General features: G+C 62.5%; 21 protein-coding genes. 14 read left to right on the top strand and 7 right to left on the bottom strand.

The window, feature by feature from the left end; translation table 11 throughout:
• Positions 1-11 precede the first annotated feature (11 nt).
• Complete coding sequence (locus EOE18_RS11685; protein ID WP_127709694.1) at positions 12-533, top strand: tetratricopeptide repeat protein; 522 nt, start codon at positions 12-14, stop codon at positions 531-533.
• A gap of 1 nt (position 534) precedes the next feature.
• Here EOE18_RS11685 and EOE18_RS11680 read toward each other — a convergent pair whose 3' ends face one another.
• Positions 535-1,035 (bottom strand): RNA pyrophosphohydrolase, encoded by a 501-nt coding sequence (locus tag EOE18_RS11680; protein WP_127709692.1) that lies wholly within the window; start codon positions 1,033-1,035, stop codon positions 535-537.
• Positions 1,036-1,329: 294 nt separating this feature from the next.
• On the opposite strand from EOE18_RS11680, the gene EOE18_RS11675 reads away from it, so the two are divergent.
• From EOE18_RS11675 to EOE18_RS11665, 3 genes are all read left to right on the top strand, one after another.
• The gene (locus tag EOE18_RS11675; protein ID WP_127709828.1) at positions 1,330-3,198 is read left to right on the top strand and encodes a 2-oxoacid:acceptor oxidoreductase subunit alpha; all 1,869 of its coding nucleotides are present in this window, start codon (positions 1,330-1,332) and stop codon (positions 3,196-3,198) included.
• Between the two features lie 11 nt (positions 3,199-3,209).
• Positions 3,210-4,262 carry a 2-oxoacid:ferredoxin oxidoreductase subunit beta gene (locus tag EOE18_RS11670; protein ID WP_127709826.1) on the top strand — a complete coding sequence of 351 codons (1,053 nt, stop codon included), beginning with the start codon at positions 3,210-3,212 and terminating at the stop codon, positions 4,260-4,262.
• Positions 4,263-4,332: 70 nt separating this feature from the next.
• On the top strand, positions 4,333-5,715 hold the full coding sequence (locus EOE18_RS11665; protein WP_127709690.1) for a cryptochrome/photolyase family protein: 1,383 nt from the start codon (positions 4,333-4,335) through the stop codon (positions 5,713-5,715).
• A 180-nt stretch (positions 5,716-5,895) separates the two neighbouring features.
• On the opposite strand, the gene EOE18_RS11660 is transcribed toward EOE18_RS11665, so the two are convergent.
• Positions 5,896-6,603 (bottom strand): SDR family NAD(P)-dependent oxidoreductase, encoded by a 708-nt coding sequence (locus tag EOE18_RS11660; RefSeq protein WP_127709688.1) that lies wholly within the window; start codon positions 6,601-6,603, stop codon positions 5,896-5,898.
• A 4-nt stretch (positions 6,604-6,607) separates the two neighbouring features.
• On the bottom strand, positions 6,608-8,113 hold the full coding sequence (gene purF, locus EOE18_RS11655; protein WP_127709824.1) for an amidophosphoribosyltransferase: 1,506 nt from the start codon (positions 8,111-8,113) through the stop codon (positions 6,608-6,610).
• A gap of 197 nt (positions 8,114-8,310) precedes the next feature.
• On the opposite strand from purF, the gene EOE18_RS11650 reads away from it, so the two are divergent.
• The 5 genes from EOE18_RS11650 to EOE18_RS11630 all read left to right on the top strand — a co-directional run bounded on the left by EOE18_RS11650 (position 8,311) and on the right by EOE18_RS11630 (position 14,968).
• On the top strand, positions 8,311-9,552 hold the full coding sequence (locus EOE18_RS11650; RefSeq protein WP_127709686.1) for a lipoprotein-releasing ABC transporter permease subunit: 1,242 nt from the start codon (positions 8,311-8,313) through the stop codon (positions 9,550-9,552).
• Entirely contained in the window at positions 9,545-10,216 is a 672-nt protein-coding gene (locus EOE18_RS11645; protein WP_127709684.1) for an ABC transporter ATP-binding protein, read from the top strand. The genes EOE18_RS11650 and EOE18_RS11645 overlap by 8 nt, the downstream gene beginning before the upstream one ends.
• Positions 10,213-10,698 (top strand): glutathione peroxidase, encoded by a 486-nt coding sequence (locus EOE18_RS11640; protein WP_127709682.1) that lies wholly within the window; start codon positions 10,213-10,215, stop codon positions 10,696-10,698. The genes EOE18_RS11645 and EOE18_RS11640 overlap by 4 nt, the downstream gene beginning before the upstream one ends.
• Before the next feature lie 98 nt (positions 10,699-10,796).
• Entirely contained in the window at positions 10,797-14,369 is a 3,573-nt protein-coding gene (gene dnaE / locus EOE18_RS11635) for a DNA polymerase III subunit alpha (protein WP_127709680.1), read from the top strand.
• Entirely contained in the window at positions 14,366-14,968 is a 603-nt protein-coding gene (locus EOE18_RS11630; protein ID WP_127709678.1) for a pyridoxamine 5'-phosphate oxidase family protein, read from the top strand. The genes dnaE and EOE18_RS11630 overlap by 4 nt, the downstream gene beginning before the upstream one ends.
• Here EOE18_RS11630 and EOE18_RS11625 read toward each other — a convergent pair.
• Complete coding sequence (locus tag EOE18_RS11625; RefSeq protein WP_425464292.1) at positions 14,965-16,050, bottom strand: PA0069 family radical SAM protein; 1,086 nt, start codon at positions 16,048-16,050, stop codon at positions 14,965-14,967. The genes EOE18_RS11630 and EOE18_RS11625 overlap by 4 nt on opposite strands.
• A 95-nt stretch (positions 16,051-16,145) precedes the next feature.
• Here EOE18_RS11625 and EOE18_RS11620 point away from each other — a divergent pair, with 95 nt between their 5' ends.
• Positions 16,146-16,988 (top strand): arylamine N-acetyltransferase family protein, encoded by an 843-nt coding sequence (locus EOE18_RS11620; protein ID WP_181953049.1) that lies wholly within the window; start codon positions 16,146-16,148, stop codon positions 16,986-16,988.
• Here EOE18_RS11620 and moaB read toward each other — a convergent pair.
• From moaB to EOE18_RS11605, 3 genes are all read right to left on the bottom strand, one after another.
• A complete protein-coding gene (gene moaB / locus EOE18_RS11615; protein WP_127709676.1) occupies positions 16,985-17,524 on the bottom strand; it encodes a molybdenum cofactor biosynthesis protein B in 540 nt (179 codons plus the stop codon). The two genes, EOE18_RS11620 and moaB, sit on opposite strands and share 4 nt — an antisense overlap.
• A 27-nt stretch (positions 17,525-17,551) precedes the next feature.
• Positions 17,552-19,318, bottom strand: coding sequence for a lytic transglycosylase domain-containing protein (locus EOE18_RS11610; RefSeq protein WP_127709818.1), 1,767 nt, complete (start codon positions 19,316-19,318; stop codon positions 17,552-17,554).
• A gap of 108 nt (positions 19,319-19,426) precedes the next feature.
• Entirely contained in the window at positions 19,427-20,212 is a 786-nt protein-coding gene (locus tag EOE18_RS11605) for a uracil-DNA glycosylase family protein (RefSeq protein WP_164852738.1), read from the bottom strand.
• A gap of 118 nt (positions 20,213-20,330) precedes the next feature.
• Between EOE18_RS11605 and EOE18_RS11600 the strand changes: the two genes are divergently transcribed.
• From EOE18_RS11600 to EOE18_RS11585, 4 genes are all read left to right on the top strand, one after another.
• Positions 20,331-21,149: a 4-(cytidine 5'-diphospho)-2-C-methyl-D-erythritol kinase gene (locus EOE18_RS11600; RefSeq protein ID WP_246027411.1), complete on the top strand. Its 819-nt coding sequence runs from the start codon at positions 20,331-20,333 to the stop codon at positions 21,147-21,149.
• Entirely contained in the window at positions 21,146-21,886 is a 741-nt protein-coding gene (locus tag EOE18_RS11595; protein ID WP_127709670.1) for an N-formylglutamate amidohydrolase, read from the top strand. Before EOE18_RS11600 ends, EOE18_RS11595 begins: the two co-directional genes overlap by 4 nt.
• 82 nt (positions 21,887-21,968) lie before the next feature.
• On the top strand, positions 21,969-23,810 hold the full coding sequence (gene ilvD / locus EOE18_RS11590) for a dihydroxy-acid dehydratase (protein WP_127709668.1): 1,842 nt from the start codon (positions 21,969-21,971) through the stop codon (positions 23,808-23,810).
• Positions 23,807-25,168: an NAD(P)H-hydrate dehydratase gene (locus tag EOE18_RS11585; protein WP_127709666.1), complete on the top strand. Its 1,362-nt coding sequence runs from the start codon at positions 23,807-23,809 to the stop codon at positions 25,166-25,168. Before ilvD ends, EOE18_RS11585 begins: the two co-directional genes overlap by 4 nt.
• Positions 25,169-25,174 lie beyond the last annotated feature (6 nt).

The raw sequence follows: 25,174 nt of genomic DNA, 5'->3' as shown, positions 1-25,174 counted from the left end.
AGGAATTGTTGATGCGTTTTGCTCCTGTCTCGCTTGCTCTCTCCATCGCCTTGGCGGTGAGCGCGAGCAGTGGGCATTCGGCGCAGGGCGATGTGTTGAACCCGCGCGCTGCCGCGCTGGAGGCCGAAGGGCGTGCGGCCTTGACCACGGGTGAGGTCGATCGCGCCATTGATGCCTTTGAAGCGGCCTTGGCGGTGCAACCGGGCAGCGGGCGTATCACGCTGGCTCTGGCCGAGGCGGCGCGGCGGCAGGGGATGCAGGGCAAGGCGCTGCATTATTACCGCGTGGTGCTGACCCGTGATCCGGCCAACGTGGATGCCATTGCGGGCGAGGGCGAGGCTTTGGCCGAAAAGGGGGCGCTGGATAAGGCCAAGAGCAATCTGGCCAAGCTGCAGGGCATTTGCGGCGCGCAATGTGAGGCGGCAACCCGTCTGTCGGCGGTGATTGCCAAGGGTCCTAATCCCAAGGTGGTGAGCGCCGCCGATGTGGCCGCCAAGGATGTGGCGGCCAAGGCGGCTTTCTCCACCAACTAAATCAGATCAGCGCGCGGAATTCATCCAGCACGGCACGGTAGACGCGCTTTTTGAACGGCACGATCAGGTCGACCACGCTTTCGGCATCCACCCATTTCCATGCCTCGAATTCGGCAGGGTTATGGGCGTTCAGATTGATGTCGCTATCCTGGCCGGTAAAGCGCATCAACACCCAGTGCTGGCGCTGGCCGCGATATTTGCCCTTCCACAATTTGCCGATCAGATGTTCGGGCAAATCATAAAGCAGTTCCGTTTTGGTCTGCGCCAGCAGCACGGCATGGGATTCGCCCACGCCGGTTTCCTCGTAAAGCTCGCGATAGGCGGCGGTGCGCAGGTCTTCGCCATCGTCAATCCCGCCCTGGGGCATTTGCCAGAAATCGCCGTCCTGACCCACTTCGCTTTCGCGCTGGTCGATTCGCGCGCCGACAAAGACGCGGCCCTGCGCGTTGACCAGCATGACGCCAACGCAGGGGCGATAGGGCAAAGATGCAAGATCGGTCATGTGTTTGGGCAATCTCTCATTGGTCCGGTAGAGGCAGGATAAGCGCCTCATGCGGTGGATCAAAGCGTAAAAACAGGTGGGGAGGCGCCGATAGGATGAAGATTGCGACTTGACTAGAGGGCGCAAGAGGTTTTGGGCGTCTGGCGGATTGTCGGTTTTATGGCTGACAGTTTTTCTCAATTGCACAGGCGCGGTTTTGGCGCTTAGGGGCAGTCGTTCTCGGTGGATCTGCGTTGTAGGAGCAGGGCCGAGTTTGGAAGGACGAAGATGGCAACTCAAGTGGATGCGGGCCAAATGGATGTGGGCTCGGAAGCTGGTCGCGTGACGGATAACACACCCGAAACGGTCGTTGTGCGGTTTGCAGGCGATTCGGGCGATGGTATGCAGTTGACGGGCGGTCAGTTCACGCTGTCCACCGCGCTGGCCGGCAATGATCTGGCGACCTTCCCCGATTTCCCATCCGAAATCCGCGCGCCGCAGGGCACGCTGTTTGGCGTCTCGGCCTTCCAGATCAATTTCGGCAGCACCGAGGTTTCCACCGCGGGCGACCAGCCCGACGTGCTGGTGGCGATGAATCCGGCTGCTTTGAAGGTCAATCTGGCCGATCTGAAGCCCAGCGGCCTGATCATTGCCGACACGGGCGAGTTCACCAAGCGCAACCTTGAAAAGGCCAAATACGAGGTCAATCCGCTCGAAGATGGCAGCCTTGCCAAGTGGACCTTGCTGGCTTTCGACATTTCCGCGCTGACGCTGCAGGCGGTGAAGCCTTTTGGCCTTGGCAATAAGGAAGCGCTGCGTTGTAAGAACATGTGGACGCTGGGCCTTGCCCTGTGGATGTTCGACCGCCCGCGCCAGCCTTTGATCGACTGGCTGAACGCCAAGTTCGCCAAGAAGCCCATTCTGGCCGAAGCGAACATTGCCGCGCTTAACGCTGGCCATGCCTATGGCGAGACGGCGGAAATCGGCGGTCAGGTCAAGAAGCTGACCATCGAGCCCGCCCCGCAGGCTCCTGGCCTTTATCGCACCATCACCGGCGCCGATGCGATCAGCCTTGGTCTGGTGGCAGGTGCGCAATTGGCCGAACTGCCGATGTTCTTCGGCGGCTATCCCATCACGCCTGCCTCGGCCATTTTGCACAATCTGGCCAAGATGAAGGAATTTGGCGTCACCACCTTCCAGGCGGAGGACGAAATCGCGGCCATCGCTGCCGCTATCGGCGCGTCCTATGCGGGCAGCCTTGGCGTTACCTCCTCCTCCGGCCCCGGCATCGCGCTCAAGGGTGAGGCCATGGGGCTTGCCGTGATGGCTGAATTGCCGCTGGTGATCATCAACTCGCAGCGTGGCGGTCCCTCGACCGGACTGCCCACCAAGACCGAGCAGAGCGATCTCTATCAGGCGGTCTATGGCCGCAATGGCGATACGCCCATGCCGGTCATTGCCGCGCGCAGCCCCGCCGATGCGTTTGAATGCGCCATTGAGGCGGTGCGCCTTGCCGTGCAATTCATGACGCCGGTAATGCTGCTGACCGATGGCTATATCGGCAATGCGGCTGAGCCTTGGTCTGTGCCTGATCCGGAAGGTTTTGAACCTTTCCCCGTCAGCTTCATGAGCGAAACCAACAATCCCGGTGGCAAGGTCCTGCCCTATAAGCGCGACGAAAAGGGCGTTCGCCCGTGGATCAAGCCCGGCACGCCCGATTTGATGCACCGCATCGGCGGTATCGAAAAGGCACCCGACACCGGCGACCTCGATTACTCGCCCCCGGTACACCAGTTGCAGACCGACGCCCGCAAGGCGAAGGTGGATGGCATTGCCCACCACGTTCCTGCTCAGGAAGTCAGCCAGGGCACGACCACTGGCAAGCTGGCGCTGGTCGGTTGGGGCAGCACCTATGGCGCGATCCATCAGGCCGTGCGCCGTGCGCGCGCCAAGGGGCTGGATGTCAGCCATATCCATGTCCGCCACATCTGGCCGATGCCCGCCAATCTGGGCGACTTGCTCAAGGGCTATGACAAGGTCATCGTGCCCGAAATGAACACCGGCCAGTTCAAGACTGTGCTGCGCGATCAATATCTGGTCGATGCCAAGCCGCTCAACAAGGTTTCGGGTCAGCCCTTCACGATTGCGGAGCTTGAAGCCGCGATTGAAGCTGCTCTGGCCTAAGGGGAAGAATGATGAACGATATGACTCCCGTCGCCGTCAAGACCACCCTCAAGGACTGGGAATCCGATCAGGAAGTGCGCTGGTGCCCCGGTTGCGGTGATTATGCCATCCTGAAGGCGGTGCAGCGCACGCTGCCCGAACTGGGCGCCGATCCGGCCAAGACCGTGTTCGTGTCGGGCATCGGCTGCTCCAGCCGTTTCCCCTATTACATGTCCTCCTATGGCTTCCACACGATCCATGGTCGTGCGCCTGCCTTTGCCACCGGCATCAAGCTGGCCAATCCCGAACTGGATATCTGGCTGGTGACCGGTGACGGCGATGGCATGTCCATCGGCGGCAACCACACGATGCATTTCCTGCGCCGCAACATCAATTCGCAGATCCTGTTGTTCAACAACGAGATCTACGGCCTGACCAAGGGCCAGTATTCGCCCACGAGCCGCGAAGGCACGCCCAGCCCGACAACGCCTTTGGGCAGCGTGGACCGTCCGATGCAGCCTTGCGCCTTTGCGCTGGGTGCGGGCGCGCGTTTTGTGGCGCGTGGCTTCGACACGTCGAAGAACCTGCCCGAAGTTCTGAAGGCCGCCCATGCCCATCAGGGCGCAGCCTTTGTGGAAATCTTCCAGAACTGCATCGTCTATAACAAGGATCGCTTTGCCGATTTCACCGAAAAGGCCGTGGCCGACACGCGCCAGCTCTGGCTGAAGGATGGCGAGCCGATGCTGTTCAACAAGGGCACGCAGGGGCTGCGCCTCAACACCGACCATCTGCATCTGGAGATCGTCGACGTTGTTGATGGCGACTGGCAGGCCGCCGATGTGCTGGTGCATGACGTGAAGAACCGCAGCGTGGCGCATATGCTGGTGGAACTGCCCATGGCGGACTTCCCCGTGGCGCTGGGTGTGGTCTATGATGATCCCAAGCCCACCTATGAAGGCGCCGTTCTGGCGCAGGACGAGGTTGCCCGCGAAGGCAAGCAGGCCAATCTGGCCAAGCTGTTTGCCCGTGGCCAGACCTGGACGGTGGATGCCGCCGAGGATCAGGGGCCTTTGTCCAACGTGTAACGCTTTTGCCCTTTAGGGCAGGCAAGGATCGGCCGCTCCGCAAGGGGCGGCCGTTTTGCTATGAGAGGGGATGACACAAACTTCCATCCTCCTGTGGTTTCGCCGCGATCTTCGCCTTGCCGATCAGGCCGCTGTGCTGGCGGCTGCCTCCAGCGGCGCTCCGGTCATCCCCGTCTATGTGCTGGATGATGAAACCCCGCGCCATCGCAAGCTGGGCGCGGCCTCGCGCTGGTGGCTGGATGGCAGCTTGCGGGCGCTGTCCAAAGCGTTGGAGGCCCGAGGCAGCCGCCTGATCCTGCGCCGGGGTGCATCGCCGCAAGTGCTGGCCGAATTGGCGGCGGAGGTGGGGGCACGAACGATCCACGCCCTGCATCATTACGAGCCTTGGTGGCGCAATGCGGAAAAGGCCTTGGTCAAGGAGGGGCTGAACCTCCATCTGCACCATGGCAATTTTCTGTTGCCCCCCGGCACGGTGAAGACAGGCGGAGGCACCAATTTCCGTATCTACACGCCTTTTTGGCGCGCCTCGCAGCAACTCTTGCCCCCGCCCTTGCCCTCTGCCGCGCCGGACAGATTGGCGGTGCCCGCTGCATGGCCCGACAGTGACCGTCTGAGCGATTGGTGCCTGTTGCCCACCAAGCCGGATTGGGCCGCCGGTTTCCGCGCCGAATGGACGCCGGGTGAGGCAGGAGCATTGGCCCGCCTCGATGCCTTCACCCCCCACCGCGCCAGTGCCTATAATGACCGTCGCAATTACCCCAGCGAGGAGGGCACGAGTCGCCTGTCCCCCCATCTGGCTCTGGGCGAGATCAGCCCCGCGCAAGTCTGGCATGCGGTGGAAGGTTGCGGAGCAGGGGTAGAACAGTTCCGCGCCGAACTGGGCTGGCGTGATTATGGGCAGAATATCATCGCCGAATTCCCCGATTATGGCGCGCGCCCTGCCAAGCCCGCATTCGATGCCTTCCCATGGCGAGAGGATGCGCAGGATCTGGCCGCGTGGCAGCAGGGACGCACCGGCTATCCCATCGTGGATGCCGGCATGCGGCAATTGTGGCAGACGGGCTGGATCCATAATCGCGTGCGGATGATCGTCGCCAGCTTCCTCATCAAACATCTGCTGCTCGATTGGCGGGTGGGCGAGCAATGGTTCTGGGACACGCTGGTCGATGCCGATTATGCGCAAAATGTGGTCAATTGGCAGTGGTCAGCGGGCAGCGGGGTGGATGCCAACCAGTTTGCCCGCATCATGGCGCCCTTGACCCAAAGCCCCAAATTCGACGCGGGTGACTATATCCGCCGCTATGTCCCCGAACTTTCCGCGCTGGGAGAGGAGGAAATTCATGATCCCACCCCGATCATGCGCCGCCGTTGCAATTACCCCATGCCGATCGTCGGCCATGTCGAGGCGCGGCAACGTGCTTTGGCGGCCTATGCGACTATCAAGGCGGGGTGAAAAGGGGGCGCGACCGGTGGTCTGCGGGTGGTGGGGGTGCGGGGCCACCAATCGCGCCCTAGGGCCTTGGGGAAAAGGCCCCGACAGCCTACGGGCCGCGCAATAGCCCGCATAGCCGTGTCGCTGGTGCTCCCTGCGACACGGGAATAATGCGCCCAATCTATGACTGGAAGTTTAGCTTTATGCGTTAACGCGCAGGCGATGCGGGCTAGCGTAATCTTCCGCAAGCAAGGCCAACAAGGCATCGGCCACCACTTGGGGTTCCTTCACGCTTTTGGGGTCCTCGCCCGGATAGGCCTTGGCGCGCATGGCGGTGCGGGTGGCGCCGGGGTCGATAATGCCCACGCGCACGCTGGAAATGCCGCGCACTTCCTGCGCATAGCAATCGAGCAGCACTTCCTGCGCCGCCTTGGTAGCGGCATAGGCGCCCCAATAGGCGCGCGGCTTGGTCGCCACCGAAGTGGTGAGGCCAATCACCTGTCCGGCAGGAGCCTTTTTCAGCAGCTTGTCAAAAGCGCCCAGCAAGGCTTGCGTGGCACCGACATTGGTCGCCACCGCCTTGTTAAACGCCTTCATGTCCAGATCGACCACCGGGCCCAGCATGGGCAGCACGGCGGCATTGATCACCAACAGGTCCAGCTTGCCCCAGCGCTGTGCCACGGCATCGGCCAGACGGGCAATCGCATCGCTCTCGGTCAATTCCATCGGCGCGATGGTGGCGGTGCCGCCTGCGTCATGGATGGCCTGTTCCACCGCTTCCAGGGCTTTCACATCGCGCGCGGTGATAATCACATGCGCGCCCGCCTTGGCCAGCGTTTGGGCAATGGCCGCGCCAATACCCTTGCTGGCGCCGGTGACCAGCGCGATCTGGCCCGTCAAGTCCGTCATCGGATCAGCCCTCGGTTTCGCCAGCGGTGACCTGTGCCGAATAGTCGGTCAGGCGGGTGGGATATTCACCGGTAAAGCATGCATCGCAGAATTGCGGGCAGGAGGGGTTACGCTCGCTATGGCCCACGGCGCGATAGAGGCCGTCGATGGAGATAAAGGCCAGGCTGTCGGCCTGAATATAATCGGCCATCGCTTCCAGATCCATGCGCGCGGCCAGCAGTTTGCTGCGCTCCGGCGTATCCACGCCATAGAAGCAGGAGTTTTCGGTCGGCGGGCTGGCGATGCGCATATGCACTTCGGACGCACCGGCATCGCGCATCATCTGCACGATTTTGAGCGAGGTAGTGCCGCGCACGATCGAATCGTCGATCAGCACGATACGCTTGCCCGCCACCAGAGCGCGGTTGGCATTATGCTTGCGCTTGACCTCGGCATGGCGCTTGCCATCGCCGGGCTGGATGAAGGTGCGGCCGACATAGTGGCTGCGGATGATGCCCAGTTCAAAGGGAATGCCGCTTTCCGCTGCATAGCCAATCGCGGCGGGCACGCCCGAATCCGGCACCGGCACCACGATATCGGCCTCGACAAAGGCTTCTTTGGCCAGTTCCACGCCGATCTGGCGGCGCGACTGGTAAACCGACTGACCGGCAAGGATCGAATCGGGGCGGCTGAAATAGACCTGTTCGAAAATGCAGGGGCGTGCGGGGTTATCGCCAAAGGGGCGGTGGCTGGAAATCACGCCCTTGTGGTCGACCTGAATCAATTCGCCCGGTTCGACTTCACGTTCGAAATCGGCACCGACCACGTCCAGCGCCACGGTTTCGGAGGCGAACACCACCGCATCACCAATGCGGCCCATCACCAAGGGGCGGATGCCCAAGGGGTCGCGGCAGGCGATCATGCCTTCGGGCGTCATGCAGATCAGCGAATAGGCCCCTTCGATCAGGCGCAGCGCGTCGATGAAGCGATCGAGCAAAGTGGGATAGCGCGAGGTGGCGACCAGATGGATGATCACTTCCGTGTCGGAGGTCGACTGGAAGATCGAACCCTTTTGCACCAGATCACGCTTGAGCATCATGGCGTTGGAAATATTGCCATTATGCGCGATGGAAAAACCGCCCGTGGCCAGATCGGCAAACAGGGGCTGGATATTGCGCAGGCCAGAACCGCCCGTGGTGGAATAGCGCACATGACCCGAAGCCATCGATCCGGGCAGATCGGCGAAAATGTCCTGATTGTTGAACACATGGGCCACATGGCCAATGCCGCGGTGCGAGAAGAAATCGCCTGCATCGCCCACGCCATCATAGCTGGTGATGCCGACCGCTTCCTGACCGCGATGTTGCAGGGCGTGCAGGCCCAGCGCCACCATGGCCGAGGCCGAACGCGCGCCGATGACGCCGAAAACGCCGCATTCCTCACCCAGCTTGTCGCCATCGGGGCCGACATCCCATGGCGCTTCGTCGCGCTCGTTGGTCAGGGGCAGGGCGGTATGGGCGGGTTGGGTCATTTTGCAGGTCATGCCGGGTTTGCGACTCTTTGTGTAAGAGGGACGCCGGAAAGGCGGGTGCATTTGGCCCCACTTGCCCATGAAAGCAAGGGGGAGCGCAAAGGGGTGGACGTGCCGCGCTCATTCATTGCGCTGCAACGCCGCCGCGCCTAGAGGACGAGGCCTTGACCAGCAACCCTTCTTATCAGGCTTATCCCGTGATTCTTACCCCTTTTGAATGGACCGTGGCCAAGCGATACCTGTTACCCGGGCGTGGCGAGGCCTTTATCGCGCTGGTGGCGGGCATTTCGCTGGTGGCGGTGGCGCTGGGCGTGGCGGCGCTGGTGGTGGTGATGAGCGTGATGAACGGCTTTCGCGCCGAATTGCTGGACAAGATTGTCGGCCTCAATGGCCATGCCATCGTACAGGGCTATGGCGGGCGGATCGATGATTGGGAACAGGTGCTGGCACAGGCGCGGGCCACCAAGGGCGTGGTGAAGGCCAGTCCCTTGGTCGAGCAGCCCTTGCTGGTAACCTATGAGGGCCGCGTGCAGGCCATCCTGCTGCGCGGGCAGACCGCGCCCGATATTGCCGCTTTGAAGCCCAAGGTTAAGTCGGGCTCTATCGCCACGGTGGCTCCCGATGCGGGCGTGGTGGGGATTGGCGCAAGGCTGGCGGAAAATCTGGGCGCGCAGGTGGGCGATACGATCACGGTGATCAATCCGGTTGGCCGTGATACACCCTTTGGCACGGTGCCGCGTCAGGTGGCCTATCGTATCGGGGCGGTGTTTGAAGTGGGCGTCTATGATTATGACAATGCCTTTGTGATCCTGCCTCTGGCCGATGCGCAGACGCTTTTGCTGTCGGGCGATACGATTGGCATGATCGAAGTGACCACACAGGATGCTGACAAGGTGAGCGAGATTCTGGCCCCCTTGGCCAAAGCGGTGGAGGGACGCGCGATCATCACCGACTGGAAGGCGATGAATGCGCAATTGTTTGAAGCGATTGCGGTGGAGCGGGTGGCAATGTTTGTCGTGCTCTCGCTGATCGTGCTGGTGGCCGCGTTCAATATCCTGTCCTCGCTGATTATGCTGGTGCGCGCCAAAACGCGCGACATTGCTATCCTGCGCACGATGGGCGCTTCGCGGCGGTCGATCATGAAGATATTTCTGGCCATTGGCGGCACGATTGGTGCGTTGGGCACGGGTGCCGGTCTGGGCTTGGGTTATACCTTCCTGTTCTTCCGCCAGAATATCGTGCAATTCGTGCAATTGGTTACGGGGCAAAACCTGTGGGACCCGAAAATCCGCTTCCTCACCGAACTGCCCAGCCGTTCCGATCCGATGGATATTGTCGGCATTGTGGCAATGGCTTTGGGCCTGTCTTTTGTGTTCACCCTGTTCCCTGCCTTCAAGGCGGCGGGAACCGATCCTGTGCAGGTGCTGCGCTATGAGTAATCTGCTGCAATTATCGGGCGTAACCCGCAGTTTTGAACAGGGTGGGGTGCGGGTCGATGTGCTGAAAGGCGTGGACCTGACCATTGCCGAGGGCGAGATCGTGGCGCTGCTGGGCCCTTCGGGTTCGGGCAAGAGCACCTTGTTGCAGGCGGTGGGCCTGCTGGAAGGCGGCTTTGGCGGGCAGATCACGTTGGCGGGGCGGGATGCCAGCGCGGCCAGCAGCGACGAGCGCACCAATATGCGGCGCGACCTGATCGGCTTTGTCTATCAATTCCACCATCTGCTGCCTGATTTCACGGCGGTTGAAAATGTCACACTGGCGGGCCTTGTTGCGGGCCGCGCAAGGGCGGAGGCAGAAGAGCGCGGGCAGGCTTTGCTCAAAGCGTTGGGGCTGGGGGCGAGGCTGGGGCACAAGCCCAGCCAATTGTCCGGCGGCGAGCAGCAGCGCGTGGCTGTGGCGCGGGCCTTGGCCAATGCGCCGTGTTTGGTGCTGGCCGATGAACCCACCGGCAATCTGGACGAGGCCACCGCCGATCTGGTGTTTGACGAATTCCTGCGTCTGGTCAAAGATCAGGGCGCATCGGCCTTGATCGCCACCCATAATGAGCGATTGGCCGCGCGCATGGACCGCGTGGTGCGGTTGAAGGAAGGGCGCCTGCTATGACCGCAAAAACGATCGCCGATTTCACCGCCACCCTGCCCAATGGCACGCAGATCAATCTGGCCGACAAACTGGGCAAGGTATTGCTGGTGGTCAACACCGCCAGCAAATGCGGCTTTACCCCGCAATATGACGGGCTGGAAAAGCTGTGGCGCGATTATGGGGACCGCGGCTTTGAAGTGATCGCTTTCCCCTGCAACCAGTTTGGCGGGCAGGAACCGGGCAGCGCGGACGAGATCGACCAGTTCTGCCGCGTCAATTTCGGCCTGTCCTTCCCCTTGATGGGCAAGGTGGAGGTGAATGGCGCGGGGACAGATCCCCTGTGGCAATGGTTGAAAGATAGCGCGCCGGGCATTTTGGGCACCAAGGCGGTGAAATGGAATTTCACCAAATTTCTCATCAACCGCGAGGGGCAGGTGGTGGAACGCTTTGCCCCGCAGGTGACGCCGGAAAAGATGGCCGCCGCGATTGAAGCGCTTTTGTAAGGCCTGTGGCCTTATCCACAGGCTTGCCCACATGCTGTGAACAGGGCGCTGGGGCCATGTGGTTGCACCCGCCCCCTCGCGCGCCCTAGTCCTTCCCTATGGCTGATTTCTCCCCCTTCGTCCCTTTGCGTGTTTTCTCCAGCTATACGATGCTGGATGGTGCGATAGATCCCAAGGCCATGGCCAAACTGGCCAAAAAACAGGGCTTTCCCGCGATTGCGGTGGTGGATCGCAACGGGCTCTATTGTGCGCCAGCCTTTTCCAGCGCGTGCAAGGATGTGGGGGTGCAGCCGATCGTGGGCACTTTGTTGTCCGTGGCGCGCAACGCAGGCGGGCAGCAGGGCGGCTTGCCCTCCGCCCCGCAGATCGATGCGCTGGCCCTGTTGGCGCAAAATGAAAAGGGTTGGCTCAACCTCTGCCATCTGGTCAGTAAGGCGCATCTAGAGCGCCCGCTGGAATTTGAACCCCATGTGCGCCTGTCCGATCTGGAAGGCCATACCGAAGGGCTGATCTGTCTGACCGGCGCGGGGGAAGGGGCCTTGGCCCGCCTGTTGGCGCAAGGGCAGGTTGAAGCCGCCGAGCTTTATGCCGACCATTTGCAGGATCTGTTCGGCAACCGGCTCTATATCGAAATCGCCCGCACCGATGATCCGTCGGAAGAAGGCAGCGAGGAGGCGCTGATCGATCTGGCCTATGCGCGCGATCTGCCTTTGGTGGCGACCAACCCCGCCCATTTTGCCGATGCCAAGGATTGCGTCGCGCATGACGCCATGCTGTGCATCGCGGCCAGCACCCATGTCGATGCGCCCGAACGTGCCCGTTCCAACCCGCAGCATTGGGTGAAACCCGCGCCGGTGATGGAGCAATTGTTCGCCGATCTGCCCGAGGCTTTGGCCAACACTTTGGTGGTGGCGCAGCGCTGCGCCTACATCCCGCCCAAGCGCAAGCCCCTGCTGCCCAGCCTTGCCGGTGACAAGGAAGGCGAGGCGCGCATGATGGTCGACCATGCCCGCGCAGGTCTGGCCAAACGGCTTGCCCCCTATTGGCCCGGCGTGGACGAGGCGACCTTGGACGCGGCCTTGGCCAAGCCTGCCGAAGAGCGTGCAGCCGCCTATGAGGCCTTGGCACCTCTGGGGGTTGATGCCAGCTTTATCGAATATGCCGACCGGCTTGATTTCGAGACCGCCATTATCAACCGCATGGGCTTTGCCGGCTACTTCCTGATCGTGGCCGACTTTATCCAATGGGCCAAGCAGAATGACATTCCGGTGGGGCCGGGGCGCGGTTCGGGGGCTGGCTCGCTGGTAGCATGGGCGCTTACCATTACCGATCTTGATCCGCTCAAACTGGGCCTGCTGTTCGAACGTTTCCTCAACCCCGAACGCGTGTCGATGCCCGACTTCGACATCGACTTTTGCGAAACGCGGCGCGGCGAGGTGATTCGCTATGTGCAGGCCAAATATGGCGCGGACCATGTGGCGCAGATCATCACTTTCGGTAAGCTGAAAGCCCGCGCGGTGCTGCGCGACACGGGCCGTATTTTGCAAATGTCCTATGGTCAGGTCGACCGCTTGACCAAGATGGTGCCCAACCATCCCACCGACCCTTGGACGCTCGATCGCGCGCTCAATGGCGTGCCGGAACTGCACCGCGAATATACCAATGATCCTGAAGTAAAGCGCTTGATCGATCTGGCGGTGCAATTGGAGGGGATGCCGCGCAACTCTTCCACCCATGCCGCCGGTGTGGTGATCGGTGACAGGCCGTTGGCGCAACTGGTGCCGCTCTATCGCGATCCGCGTTCGGACATGCCGGTGACGCAATTCGACATGAAATATGTCGAGGACACTGGCCTCATCAAATTCGACTTTCTGGGCCTTAAAACGCTCTCCATCCTGCGCAAGGCGGTGGATCTGCTGGGGCGGCGGGGGATCAGCATTGATCTGTCCACCCTGCCTTGGGATGATGCGCAGGTTTATGAATTGCTGAAGCGCGGCGATACGGTGGGCGTGTTCCAGCTGGAATCCGAAGGCATGCGGCGCACGCTGGCGGCGGTGAAGCCCACCAATTTCGGGGATATTATCGCGCTCGTCTCGCTTTATCGCCCCGGCCCGATGGACAATATTCCCTTGTTTGGCCGTCGCAAGAACGGGTTGGAGAGCATTGAATATCCCCATGAAAAGCTGAGCGGCATTCTGGCGGAAACCTACGGGATTTTCGTTTATCAGGAACAGGTGATGCAGGCCGCGCAGATCCTTGCCGGTTACTCGCTGGGCGATGCAGACTTGCTGCGCCGCGCGATGGGTAAAAAGGTGCAGGCCGAAATGGACGCCCAGCGCCTGCGCTTTGTGGAAGGCTGCGGGCGGCTGTCGGATATCCCCCCCGCCAAAGCCAATGAACTGTTCGACTTGATCGACAAATTCGCTGGCTATGGTTTCAACAAATCCCACGCCGCGGCCTATGCGTTGCTCGCCTATCAAACCGCATGGATGAAAACCCATTACCCGCATGAGTTTTACGCGGCCGCCATGTGTTTCGATATGCATCAGTCGGAAAAGCTGGCGGTGTTTGTCGACGACATGCGCCGCAATGGTTTCGAGATTGCCGGTCCCTGCCTCAACCATTCCGAGGCGGAGTTCATGGTCGAACAGACCGACCACGGCCATCAGGTGCGCTATGCCTTGGCGGGCATCCGCAATGTGGGCGAAAAGGCGATGGAGCAAGTTGTGGCCGAAAGGCAGGCCAATGGCCTGTTCAAGGATCTGGCCGATCTGTTCGGGCGGGTGCCTGCAGGGTCCCTCAACCGCCGCATGCTGGAAGGCCTGGCCGCCAGCGGCGCGTTTGACGCGCTGGAGCCTAACCGCGCCAAGGTATTGGCCAATGCCGATATGCTGCTGGCCGTGGCTGACGAGGCCGAGCGCACCCGCACCAGTGGCCAGCATGGCCTGTTTGGCGGGGATGAGGCGGGCGCAGGCAATATCCGGCTGAACGAGGTGGCGCCTTGGTCCCGCGCGGATCAAATGGCCAAGGAGCGCGAGAATTTCGGCTTTTACTTTGCCGCCCATCCGGTGGAGCAATGGCGCGCTGTCGCCAGCGCCAATGGTGCGCGCAGCTATGGCAGCCTGATGGCGGGCGGCGTGGCGGGCCGCACCAGCGCTGTGATGGCGGCGATGGTGGAGAATGTGCAGAAGCGCAAGACCAAGCGCGGCAAGGACTTCATTATGGCCGATTTTTCCGACCAGTCGGGCAATTTCTCGGCCTCCTGTTTCGAAGAAGGTCTGGTCGATTCCTTCGTCAATTGGGCGCGGGAAGGGGCCTGCGTGCTACTGACCGTGGAACTGGACAGCCCCAGCGCGGAGGAACCGCCGCGCGTGACCATTCGCGGGGCGCAGCATCTGTCGGAAGTCAAAGCCGTGGCCAAGATGACGCTGAGTATGGAAGTGTCGCGGCCCGAGGTCTTTGGCGAATTGGCCACCATCCTGCCGCGCGGCGGCATGGGCAGCGTGGAGGTCGTGCTGAAAACCGGCGGAGAGCGTGAGCCGCGCCTGCGTCTGGGCCGCGATTTCATGCTGGACGGGGATCTGGCCGAAGTGATTGCCGGGTTGGATGGCGTAGCGCAGGTTTCCCTCAAGCCGACGCGTTCGGGGGCGCATTTGCGTCTGGTGGCGTGATCGAGGCGGCGAAGCAGGCGCTGGCGCTGGATGATCCGCAAGGCTGGCTGCCCATCGGGCAGGCCATGCTGGCCGATGGCGTGGCAAGGCGGCGGAGCCCCTGGCGGGTGATGACCTTGGCCTCGCTCTCGGCGGATGGCTGGCCAGAGGCGCGCTCGGTTACCTTGCGGCATTTTGATGCTCAGGCTTGGGAGTTGGGCTTCAATCTGGACCGGCGTAGCCCGAAATGGGCGCAGATGGCAGCGCATGATCAGATTTGCCTGCATGGCTATGACGCCGCAGGGCGGATGCAATTGCGGCTTTGGGGCCATGTGCGCTTACATGGCGATGATGCCTTGGGCGATGCGGCATGGACGGCCAGCCAGCCCATGAGCCGCGCCTGCTATGCCGTGGCCGATGCGCCAGGGGAGGAGCTTTCCTCCCCTCCATTAGCTCCTGCAAAGCCTGATGCGCGGGATGCACCGGCGCGGGCACATTTCGGCGCGGCGCGAGTAGCGTTGAACCGCTTGGACATGCTCTGGCTGCGCGTCGAAGGCCATGTGCGTGTGGGGGCCTATCTTGAAAATGGCGCGATGCAGGCGCGCTGGCTGTCGGTTTAGAACAGCGCCAATTGCCCATGCCGGTCGGGGGCCACGAATTGGCTGCAATCCAGCTCCGGCCCTTGGTTGTTCAGTCCCACCCTTGCGCGGGCCTTGTTGAAACGCGCGCGGACCAGATCGGCCCAGACGCCCTGCGGCTTCATGCGGGTGAAAAAATCGCTGCTATTGTCTTTTCCCCCGCGCATGGATTGCACCAGATGCATCACCTTCTCCGCTCTGTCGGGGAAATGCACCTCCAGCCATTCGCGGAACAGAGGCGCCACCTCATGCGGCAGGCGCAGCATGATCCAACTGGCGCCTTGCGCCCCATGCTCGGCGGCCGCTTCCAGAATGCGCTCGATCCATTCCTCGGTGATGGCCGGAATGATGGGGGATACATTCACCCACACTGGTACGCCCGCCGCGCTCAATTGCCGAACGGCCGCCAGACGCTTGGCCGGACTGGCAGCGCGCGGTTCCAGCTTGCGCGACAGGGCCGGATCCAGACTGGTGACCGAAATCGCCACCGCCGTTAACTTGCGGGCGGCCAGCGCGGCCAACAGGTCTGTGTCCTGCAATATGCGGTCGGATTTGGTGGTGATGGTCACCGGATGGCCGGTTTCAAGGCAGAGTTCGAGGATCTGCCGCGTCAGGCGGTATTGGCTTTCAATCGGTTGATAGGGGTCGGTGTTGGTGCCCATGGCGATGGGGGCGGGGGTGTAGCCCTTGCGCGCTAGTGTCTTGCGCAACAATTTCGCCGCCTCGGGCTTGGCGAAGAGCTTGCTTTCAAAATCCAGCCCCGGCGACAGGTCGAGATAGGCATGGGTTGGCCTAGCATAGCAATAGATACACCCATGTTCGCAGCCACGGTAAGCGTTGATCGAGCGGTCGAACGGAATATCGGGCGAGTTGTTGCGCGACAGGATCGAACGCGCCGCTTCCTCGGTAACGGTGGTGCGCAATTTGGGCGCGGGGCCGTCGAGCGTTTCGGCCATATCCAGCCAGTCGCCATCCTCCTCACGCGCGGGCAGGGCAAAGCGGGTGGAGAGTTGCGCCGTGACAGCCCCACGGCCGCGTTTGGGGAGATTGACCATAATGGACATAGAACATAAAAGGAACGAATGCGCAAGGCGCTAGCAAGCCTTGCGATTAACCATTAAGAGGGGGGGAAGCACTTCCGCCCATGTGAAAGCCATTCATGATCAGCGATTTTCTGGCTGCCTATCTTGAGCGCATTGCATTGCCACTGCCCAAGGCTGTTACTTTGGAGGTTCTTGAACAAATCCAATTGGCCCATCGTATGGCCATCGGCTTTGAAAATATGGACGTGATGCTGGGGCGGGGCATTTCTGTGGAACTTCCCGCGATTCATGCCAAGCTGGTCGAGCGGATGCGGGGTGGCTATTGTTTTGAACATAATGCGCTGTTCGGTGCGGCGCTGGAGGAGTTGGGCTTTCCCAACCGCCCGCTACTGGGCCGGGTCTGGCTCAATGTCCCTGAAGGTGTAGTGCCACCGCGTACCCATACTTTGCGTCTGGTGGAACTGGACGGGGCCGTGTGGATTGCCGATGCGGGCTTTGGCGGGTCCTATGTGCCGGTGATGCGTTTGGCGGACGGGGCCATTGCGCAAACCGCCGATGGTGCGCAACATCGGTTGAGTCGGGTGATGGAATCGACCGGCGAATGGGTGCTGGAACGGGCGGGGCCGGTGGGGGCGACCGATGGCCGTGCACAGCCGCATACCAATTGGCAGCGGCAATATAGTTTCGATCTGGCGCCGGTGATGCCGGTGGATCTGGAAATGTCCAACCACTGGACCAGTGCCAAACCCAACACCCGTTTTACCAGTGCGCATATCGCTTCCATCGTGCTGCCCAACGGCGGCTTTGCCGCGCTCAACGGGCGCAGACTATCGATGTATAGTGGCGGGCGGGCCGATGTCATGGAATTGCCCAGCGCGGCGGACTGGCGCCGCGTGCTGGGCGATCTGTTCAATATTGAATTGAGCGTAGAGGAAATCGACGCACTCTATCTGTTTTAGGCTTCTTTCAGGCGCGGCATCAGTTCCACGAAATTGCAGGGCCGGTTGCGGCTGTCCAATTGTTCGTCAAGGATGCCGTCCCAACCATCCTTCACCGCGCCGTTTGATCCGGGCAGGGCAAAGATATAGGTGCCCCCCGCCATGATCGCCATGGCGCGCGATTGCACCGTGCTGGTGCCGATGGTTTTGAGCGAGAGCCAGCGGAAGACTTCGCCAAAGCCGGGGATCAACTTGCCCGAATGCGAGACGAGCAATTGCTCCAGCGCCTCTGGCGTAACGTCGCGGCCGGTCAGGCCCGTGCCGCCGGTGGAAATGATGCAATCAATATCAGGCGCATCGATCCACGCGTCCAGTTGCGCCACCAGCGCTGGCACGTCTTCGCGCAGGATCTTGCGCGCGGCCAGATGGTGGCCCTTGGCGGTGATCCGCTCGGCCAGAATGTCGCCGCTGGTGTCGGTTTCGGGCGTGCGCGTGTCGGACAGGGTGAGCAGCGCGATGCGGATGGGTCTGAAAATGCGGGTTTCGTCAATGGCCATGGGGAATGTCCTTGTTCAATGGCCAGCTTAATAGCCGCTGCCGTTGGAGCTGTCTTTGCTGGCCACGCGGATGGAACGCTGGGTCTGTGCCCCATCCAGTCCGGGGAAGCCGGGCCATTGGCCCTGCGCCAGCGCCACGCGGCTTTCCGAAATGCCGCCCGCCTGCCGCTCGTACATCCAGTAATTGCGCAGCACCGTGGCGACATAGCCACGCGTCTCCCAATAAGGCAGCGATTCCATCCAGAGCAGCGGATCACCCTTGTCACGCACGGTGCTGTTCCAGCGCGCCACCGTCAGGGGCCCTGCATTATAGGCGGCCATCACCTTGGGTAGCAGACCCTGGGTAGAGGCGGATTTCTTCAACGCCTGCAAATGCTGCTGGCCAAAAGCAAGGTTGACATCGGGGCGGGTCAGATCGCTGACGCTGCCTGATACGCCCAGGGCGGCGGCATGGTCGCGCGCGGCGGCGGGCATGATCTGCATCAGCCCCCTTGCGCCCGCGCCCGACACGGCATTGGCGCGGAAAGCGCTTTCCTGCAACGTATGGGCCAGCACCAGAGCGGGATCGACCTGCCATCCGGTGGCGGGCGTCCATTTGGGGGTGGGGAAACGACTTGCCGGAGCAGGGGCCGCGCCGCCCGGAGCATTATAGGCCATCCACAATTGCGTGGCGGGCAGGCCCAGATCGCGCGCCAGACGGGCGAGTGGTTGATAGGCCTGCGCCCCGCCCAGCCTTGCCTGATGGCGCAGCACATCATCGGCCAGCGCATCCTCGCCAATTTCGGCCAGAGCGACAGCAGTGCGCACATTGGGCGTTTCGCGCAAGGCCTGCCAATCCTGCGCGGTAAAGTCCGGGGCGGCATGGGTGGCGGGCAGTTTCAGTCCCAATTGCTCCACCGCCATCATGCCATAGAGCGTTTCATCCAGACGCGCCGCCGCGCGCAAAGGCTCACTGGCCGCTTCAGGCTGGCGGCAACGCACCAAGGCGCGCGATTGCCAGAACAGGGCGGCGGCGGTCAGTTCGCTATTGGCCGATTGCTTCGCCGTGCGGCCAAAAGCCTCGGCCGCATTCATGCAATCATCCAGACGCCATGCGGCAAGCCCTGCCACCCATGCGCCCTCGGCCAGCCAAGGCCCGTCCATCGCCACGCTGCCATCGCCGATAGAGGCGGCCAGCGCGAAAGCCTCGCCGTCCTGATTGCCGATATAATAGGCCCATGCCACTTTCTGCCGCCATTCGGCCCGAGCCTCGGGGCTGAGCGCGGCGTCTATACCGTCCAGCAAAACGCGGGCGCCGGTGGCATCATCGGCCTTGATCTTGTCCAAGATGCCGCCGGCGATGGTGGCGGGCATGGTGCCATCACTGCTGCTGCGCGGGCGAGTGCGGCGCGGGGCATTGGGCTGCGCCTGCATCGGCATGGCGGCGGGCAGGGTGGGCAGGGCCGTCACCCCGCGCTTGCTGGCCAGCGCGGCCAATTGCTCGGCTTGTGGCAGGCTGGCATTGGCACCCAGCCAAGTGGCCAGCGCCGCGCCGTCCACCTTGGGCGAGCCTGCGGCCAGATAATATTCGCCCAGCGCCACACTATGCAGCGGGCCATCGGCCTTGCTGGACAACAGGCTTTGCACCTTGGCCCAATCGCGGCTCTTGATGCTGGCGAACAGGTCTTTGTAATAGCTGCGCTCGTCCTCGGTCAGCAGTTTGGGCACAGGGCTGCGGCCGATACGGCTGATGAAATAATCGGCGGCGGCGGAATTGGCCTTCGCCGCGCCAGGGGCCAGCAAGGGCGCTGCCATGGTCAGCAGCGCACAGGCCGCAACCCGCACGCGCTTTTGCGCTCGCTTTGAAAAACAGACCCCCGTCAACAATTCGTCACCCTTGTATCAATTACCGCCTGACCGCGACTACACCCTTGCGGTCCAGTCCAACCACGCCTGCCACAGGCCGCGTTTGCGCGACGCATGTTCCAGCATCACGCCCAGATCATAAGAGGCCAAAGCCTCTATCAATTGCTCAGGCTGCCCTTGTCCGACAGATAGGCGCAACTTGGCAGTCTTTTGCGCTGGCTCGTGGCCAAGAAGCGATAGAATGCTCTGCCCCAGCACCAAAAGGCGTTGGGGAGCGGCCAGAGCGATGTGATGGGCCAGCACTGGCCCGATACCCTGCGCCAACAAACCGGCCCAATCGGGCGAGGGCATGGTGCGCGGCAGAACCGAGGCGACATAGACCTCGTCCTCAGCCAGCCCCAGCACGGGCAGCATGCTGGACAGCAATTTGCCCTGCGCACCGGCCAGCAACAGGCCCGCTGCGGCATCCTCGGCTTCGGGATGGGCGACCAGCACCATCAGTCTGGCATGAGCTGGCCCGCGGGGTGGCACGCGTTCATGGGTCAGGCCTTGGTCAAGGCTGGGCTCGCCCATCCACCATGGCGTGAAATCGGCCAGCGATTGCGGCCAATCCTCGCGCGGGCCGCCCATTTGCGGCTTTTGCTCTTCGGGCGCGGCGACAGGCTTGGCCAGCGCGGGGTGGATCGGCTCCAGCACCTCGCCCGCCGGTTCCTCAACCGGCAGCCAGTCGCGCGGATCGTCCTGAAAATCATAGTCCAGCCCGGCATCGCGCCACCAATCCAGCGCAGCGGCAAGGCCAGCGGCAAGGCTGTCGGCAGGAAAGGATGCAGGATGGGCAGACATGTCGGCGGTCTTGGGCGTAGTTGCCGTTTTTGGCAAGGGGCCGTTTTGGTCAGCGGCGCCCAAGTTTTCGGCAGCCTCCCTCTTGTTTCCCGCCGCCGCTCGCGCCATGGCTGCTGGCATGTTTCAGCCTCTCACCGAAACGGCTTACGCCAAGATCAACCTCGCTCTGCATGTCCGTCGCCGCCGTGATGATGGCTATCACGAGCTGGAGACCTTGTTCGCCTTTGTGGATGCGGGCGACCGGTTGCAGGTCACCCCTGCCGACCGCGATAGTTTGCGTTTGAGCGGGGAATTCGCGCCCTTGCTGGCGGAGGAAGATGGCAATCTGGTGCTCGACGCGCTGGCCTTGCTGCCGCGCCGTCATGGCTGGCTGGTGTCGCTGGACAAGGTTTTGCCGGTGGCGGCGGGCTTGGGCGGTGGTTCGGCCGATGTGGGGGCGGTGTTTCGACTGATCGGTCGCACCTATGGCTTGCCCGATCATTGGCATGCGCTGGCGTCCAAATTGGGCGCGGATGTGCCCGCTTGCGTGGAAAGTGTGGCGATGGTCGGGCGCGGCACGGGAACCGAGTTAAGCGCGGCGCCTGATGATCTGGCTGGCTGTCCCGTGCTGCTGGTCAATCCGCGTGTGCCTTTGCCGACCGGACCGGTGTTTAAGGCGTGGGACAGGGTGGATCGCGGCGCTATGCCCGAGGGTAGCGCGCGAGAGATTGCGCTATATGGCCGCAATGATCTGGAAATGCCCGCCTTGTCGATCTGTCCGCAGGTGGGCGATGTGCTGGCCGCGCTGGGGCAGACGGGCGCATGGCTGTCGCGCATGTCGGGCAGCGGGGCCACCTGTTTTGCGCTGTATGACAGCAAGGCGCAGCGCGATGCGGCCAAGGCTTACATCGAGGCCAAGCACCCCGACTGGTGGCAATTGGCAGGAGCCCTGCGATGATCGCGCCCGAACATGAAGCCTATCGCCTGATCGGCACGCCCCGCTTTGGCGGCATCCAGATCATTTCCGACCATGCCAGCAACCGCGTGCCCGAAGGCATCGATCTGGGCATCGATCCGGTTTTGCTTAACCAGCATATTGCCGTGGACATTGGCGTGGGCGCGATTGCCGAAATCATGGCCCGGCGCGCAGGGATCGCGGCCTTTTGCGGCAATGTCAGCCGCCTTGTCTGCGATTTCAACCGCGAGGAAGGCCAGACCAGCATTATCCCGCTGGTGAGCGACGGGCATAATATCCCCGGCAATGCGCTGGATGCTGACGGGTTCGAGGCGCGTTATGCCCGATTTTTCCGCCCCTATCACGCGGCCTTGTCGCAATTGCTGGACGATGTGCCGCCCGCGCTCATCCTCTCGCTGCATAGTTTTACCCCATGCCTTGCCACCAGCGACGAGCAGCGACCTTGGCATATTGGCATCCTCTATAACGAGGATGACCGCGCGGCGCGCATCGCCATTCCCTTGCTGGAGGCCGAAGGCTTGGTGGTGGGGGATCAGCAGCCCTATTCGGGCAAGATCCTGAACGCCACCATGAACCGCCATGCCGAGGCCGATGGTCGCCCCTATCTGGGGGTGGAGATTCGGCAGGACCTGATTGCCGACGCCGAGGGACAGGCGCAATGGGCCGAAAGATTGGCGCGCCTTTGTAACAAGATTGCGCTGGATATGCCGCAAACGTAATTTTGCATTTGCCACTTGCCGCGCCCGATAGTAGAGGCGCCCCATCCGTTTGCCCCTTTGAGTCTTGCCGGAAGGACCGATCATGCCTGCCTATCGTTCACGCACCTCCACCCACGGCCGCAATATGGCGGGCGCACGTGGCCTGTGGCGCGCCACGGGGATGAAGGACAGCGATTTCGGCAAGCCGATCATTGCGGTGGTTAACAGCTTTACCCAGTTCGTGCCGGGCCATGTCCATTTGAAGGACTTGGGCCAGATGGTGGCCCGCGAGATCGAGGCTGCCGGTGGCGTGGCCAAGGAATTCAACACCATCGCCATCGATGACGGCATCGCCATGGGCCATGATGGCATGCTCTATTCGCTGCCTTCGCGCGATCTGATTGCCGATAGCGTGGAATATATGGTCAACGGCCATTGCGCCGATGCCATGGTCTGCATTTCAAACTGCGACAAGATCACGCCCGGTATGTTGATGGCCGCCATGCGTCTCAACATCCCCGTGGTTTTCGTGTCGGGCGGTCCGATGGAAGCGGGCAAGGTGGTTCTGCGTGGCAAGGAAACCGCGCTGGATCTGGTGGACGCCATGGTTGCCGCCGCCGATGAAAGCTATACCGACGAGGAAGTGCAGAGCATCGAGCGTTCGGCCTGCCCCACCTGCGGGTCGTGCAGCGGCATGTTCACCGCCAATTCGATGAACTGCCTGACCGAGGCGCTGGGCCTTTCGCTGCCGGGCAATGGTTCGACTCTGGCCACGCATAGCGACCGCAAGGAATTGTTCCTGCGCGCGGGCCGCTTGGTGGTGGAATTGTGCAAGCGTTACTATGAGCAGGATGATGCCAGCGTGCTGCCGCGCTCCATCGCCACGTTCGAGGCGTTTGAAAATGCCATGAGCCTCGATATTGCCATGGGCGGTTCGACCAACACCGTGCTGCATCTGTTGGCGGCTGCTCAGGAAGCGGGCGTCGATTTCACCATGGCCGATATTGATCGCTTGTCGCGCCGTGTGCCCTGCCTGTCGAAGGTGGCTCCGGCCAAGAATGACGTGCATATGGAAGATGTGCATCGCGCGGGCGGCATCATGTCGATCCTTGGCGAATTGGAGCGTGGTGGCCTGTTGCATGGCGATCTGCCCACGGTGCATGCGCCGACTTTGCGTGCCGCGATTGACCAGTGGGATATTGGCCGCACCAATGATCCGGCGGTGCAGGAATTCTTCCGCGCCGCCCCCGGTGGCGTACCGACCCAGACCGCTTTCAGCCAGAGCCGCCGTTGGGAATCGCTGGATACCGACCGCGAAAATGGCGTGATCCGCAGCTGCGAACATGCTTTCAGCAAGGATGGCGGTCTGGCGGTGCTGTTCGGCAATATCGCGCTGGAAGGCTGCATTGTGAAAACGGCGGGTGTGGATGAAAGCATCCTGAAGTTCACCGGCCCAGCCAAGGTTTACGAAAGTCAGGATGCGGCGGTGACGGCGATCCTGACCGGTCAGGTGGTCGCTGGTGATGTGGTGGTGATCCGCTATGAAGGGCCGCGCGGCGGTCCGGGCATGCAGGAAATGCTCTATCCCACCAGCTATTTGAAGTCGAAGGGGCTGGGCAAGGCCTGCGCGCTGATCACCGATGGTCGCTTCTCGGGCGGTACGTCGGGCCTGTCGATCGGTCATGCCTCGCCCGAAGCGGCGGAAGGCGGGGCGATTGGTCTGGTGGAAACCGGCGACATTATCGAGATCGACATCCCCGGTCGCACGATCAATCTGGCCGTGTCGGACGAGGTGCTGGCCGAACGCCGCGTGGCGCAGGAAGCCAAGGGCTGGAAGCCGGCTAAGGACCGCCCGCGCAAGGTTTCGGCGGCGTTGAAGGCCTATGCCGCGATGACCACCAGCGCCGCCAAGGGCGCGGTGCGGGATGTCACCCAGCTGAAATGAGCCCTGCTGGCCAGATCCTGTCCACCGCGCAGATGCGCGGGGCCGAAGATGCCCTGATCGCCGCTGGCGTCAGCGTGGAAGCGCTGATGCAGCGGGCAGGGCAGGGCGCGGCGGATTGGGTGTGGCGCATGGCGGGGGCGCAAAGGCGCGTGACCGTGCTATGCGGACCGGGCAACAATGGTGGCGATGGCTGGATCATCGCTGAAACCTTGCGCCAGCGTGGCGGGCAGGTGGCTGTGGTGGAAGCGGCGGCTCCCCGCAGCGCCGCGGCGCAGGTGGCCAAGGCGGGATTTCGCGGCGCGGTTGTTGAGGCCGCCTCTGGCGATGTTCTGGTCGACTGCCTTTATGGCACGGGGCTGACGCGCGGGCTGGGCGAAAGCGATCTGGCCCTTTTGCATGGGCTGGCCGCGCGCCATGCCTATCGCATTGCGCTGGATGTGCCGAGCGGGATTTCCAGCGATACGGGCGCGGCATGGAATGATGGCTTGCCCGATTATCATCTCACCATCGCCTTGGGTGCGTGGAAACCCGCCCATGGATTGATGCCCGCCTGCGCGGCAATGGGTGCCATGCGTTTGGTGGAGATTGGCTGCGCGGCGGTGGAGGGGGCTGGCCGATGGATTGCGCGGCCCGAATTTTCCGCCCCCGCGCCGGATGCGCATAAATATCGCCGTGGGATGTTGGGCGTGGTGGCGGGGGCGATGAGCGGCGCGGCCATTCTGGCGGCGACCTCGGCGCAAGGGGCTGGGGCTGGATACGTGAAGCTGTTTGCCCATACGCCGGTACATACTCCGCCCGATCTGGTCTGCGCCGCGCCGGATTATAGCGACCCGCGCCTGTCGGCCCTGCTGGTCGGGCCGGGGTTGGGCCGCGATGCGCAAGGTTTCTTCGCTCTGGCTCAGGCGGTGGAGGCGGGCAAGCCTTTGGTGCTGGATGCCGATGCTTTGCATTTGCTGACCAAGGGGATGCGTGCCACGATTGCCACGCCGCATGAAGGCGAATTGGCGGCGATGGAGCAGATTTTTGGTTCCGGTGGCGAGGACAAGATCACCCGCGCCCGCGCCTTGGCGCAGGCCAGCGGCATGGTGATTGTGGCCAAGGGGCCGGACACCGTGGTCGCCGCGCCGGATGGTCGCTGGGCCTTGGCGCCGCGTGCGTCGAGCTGGCTATCCACGGCGGGCACGGGCGATGTTCTGGCGGGCGCGATTGCCAGCAGGCTGGCCAGTGGCGCAACCCCATTTGACGCCGCTTGCCAGGGCGTATGGCTGCATGGCGAGGCCGCGCGTATCACGCCAGCGCCTTTTTCTGCGGGTGAACTGGTCAAATCCATTCCCAGCGCCTATCGCGCCTGCCTCTGACAGGAG

The sequence above is a fragment of the Novosphingobium umbonatum genome (assembly GCF_004005905.1).
Taxonomy (GTDB): domain Bacteria; phylum Pseudomonadota; class Alphaproteobacteria; order Sphingomonadales; family Sphingomonadaceae; genus Novosphingobium; species Novosphingobium umbonatum.
Note: the sequence above shows the minus strand (reverse complement) of the source record. Positions and strands in the feature narration are given on the sequence as shown.

Excerpts from the sequence above, each read along its gene's own strand:
- EOE18_RS11680 (WP_127709692.1), bottom strand. The coding sequence starts at position 1,035 with ATGACCGATCTTGCATCTTTGCCCTATCGCCCCTGCGTTGGCGTCATG.
- EOE18_RS11625 (WP_425464292.1), bottom strand. The coding sequence starts at position 16,050 with ATGTCCATTATGGTCAATCTCCCCAAACGCGGCCGTGGGGCTGTCACG.
- EOE18_RS11610 (WP_127709818.1), bottom strand. The coding sequence starts at position 19,318 with ATGGCAGCGCCCTTGCTGGCCCCTGGCGCGGCGAAGGCCAATTCCGCC.
- EOE18_RS11600 (WP_246027411.1), top strand. The coding sequence starts at position 20,331 with ATGTTTCAGCCTCTCACCGAAACGGCTTACGCCAAGATCAACCTCGCT.
- EOE18_RS11670 (WP_127709826.1), top strand. The coding sequence starts at position 3,210 with ATGAACGATATGACTCCCGTCGCCGTCAAGACCACCCTCAAGGACTGG.
- EOE18_RS11605 (WP_164852738.1), bottom strand. The coding sequence starts at position 20,212 with ATGTCTGCCCATCCTGCATCCTTTCCTGCCGACAGCCTTGCCGCTGGC.
- EOE18_RS11620 (WP_181953049.1), top strand. The coding sequence starts at position 16,146 with ATGATCAGCGATTTTCTGGCTGCCTATCTTGAGCGCATTGCATTGCCA.
- EOE18_RS11645 (WP_127709684.1), top strand. The coding sequence starts at position 9,545 with ATGAGTAATCTGCTGCAATTATCGGGCGTAACCCGCAGTTTTGAACAG.
- moaB (WP_127709676.1), bottom strand. The coding sequence starts at position 17,524 with ATGGCCATTGACGAAACCCGCATTTTCAGACCCATCCGCATCGCGCTG.
- EOE18_RS11665 (WP_127709690.1), top strand. The coding sequence starts at position 4,333 with ATGACACAAACTTCCATCCTCCTGTGGTTTCGCCGCGATCTTCGCCTT.
- EOE18_RS11585 (WP_127709666.1), top strand. The coding sequence starts at position 23,807 with ATGAGCCCTGCTGGCCAGATCCTGTCCACCGCGCAGATGCGCGGGGCC.
- EOE18_RS11675 (WP_127709828.1), top strand. The coding sequence starts at position 1,330 with ATGGATGTGGGCTCGGAAGCTGGTCGCGTGACGGATAACACACCCGAA.
- EOE18_RS11685 (WP_127709694.1), top strand. The coding sequence starts at position 12 with ATGCGTTTTGCTCCTGTCTCGCTTGCTCTCTCCATCGCCTTGGCGGTG.
- ilvD (WP_127709668.1), top strand. The coding sequence starts at position 21,969 with ATGCCTGCCTATCGTTCACGCACCTCCACCCACGGCCGCAATATGGCG.
- EOE18_RS11595 (WP_127709670.1), top strand. The coding sequence starts at position 21,146 with ATGATCGCGCCCGAACATGAAGCCTATCGCCTGATCGGCACGCCCCGC.
- dnaE (WP_127709680.1), top strand. The coding sequence starts at position 10,797 with ATGGCTGATTTCTCCCCCTTCGTCCCTTTGCGTGTTTTCTCCAGCTAT.
- EOE18_RS11660 (WP_127709688.1), bottom strand. The coding sequence starts at position 6,603 with ATGACGGACTTGACGGGCCAGATCGCGCTGGTCACCGGCGCCAGCAAG.
- EOE18_RS11640 (WP_127709682.1), top strand. The coding sequence starts at position 10,213 with ATGACCGCAAAAACGATCGCCGATTTCACCGCCACCCTGCCCAATGGC.
- purF (WP_127709824.1), bottom strand. The coding sequence starts at position 8,113 with ATGACCCAACCCGCCCATACCGCCCTGCCCCTGACCAACGAGCGCGAC.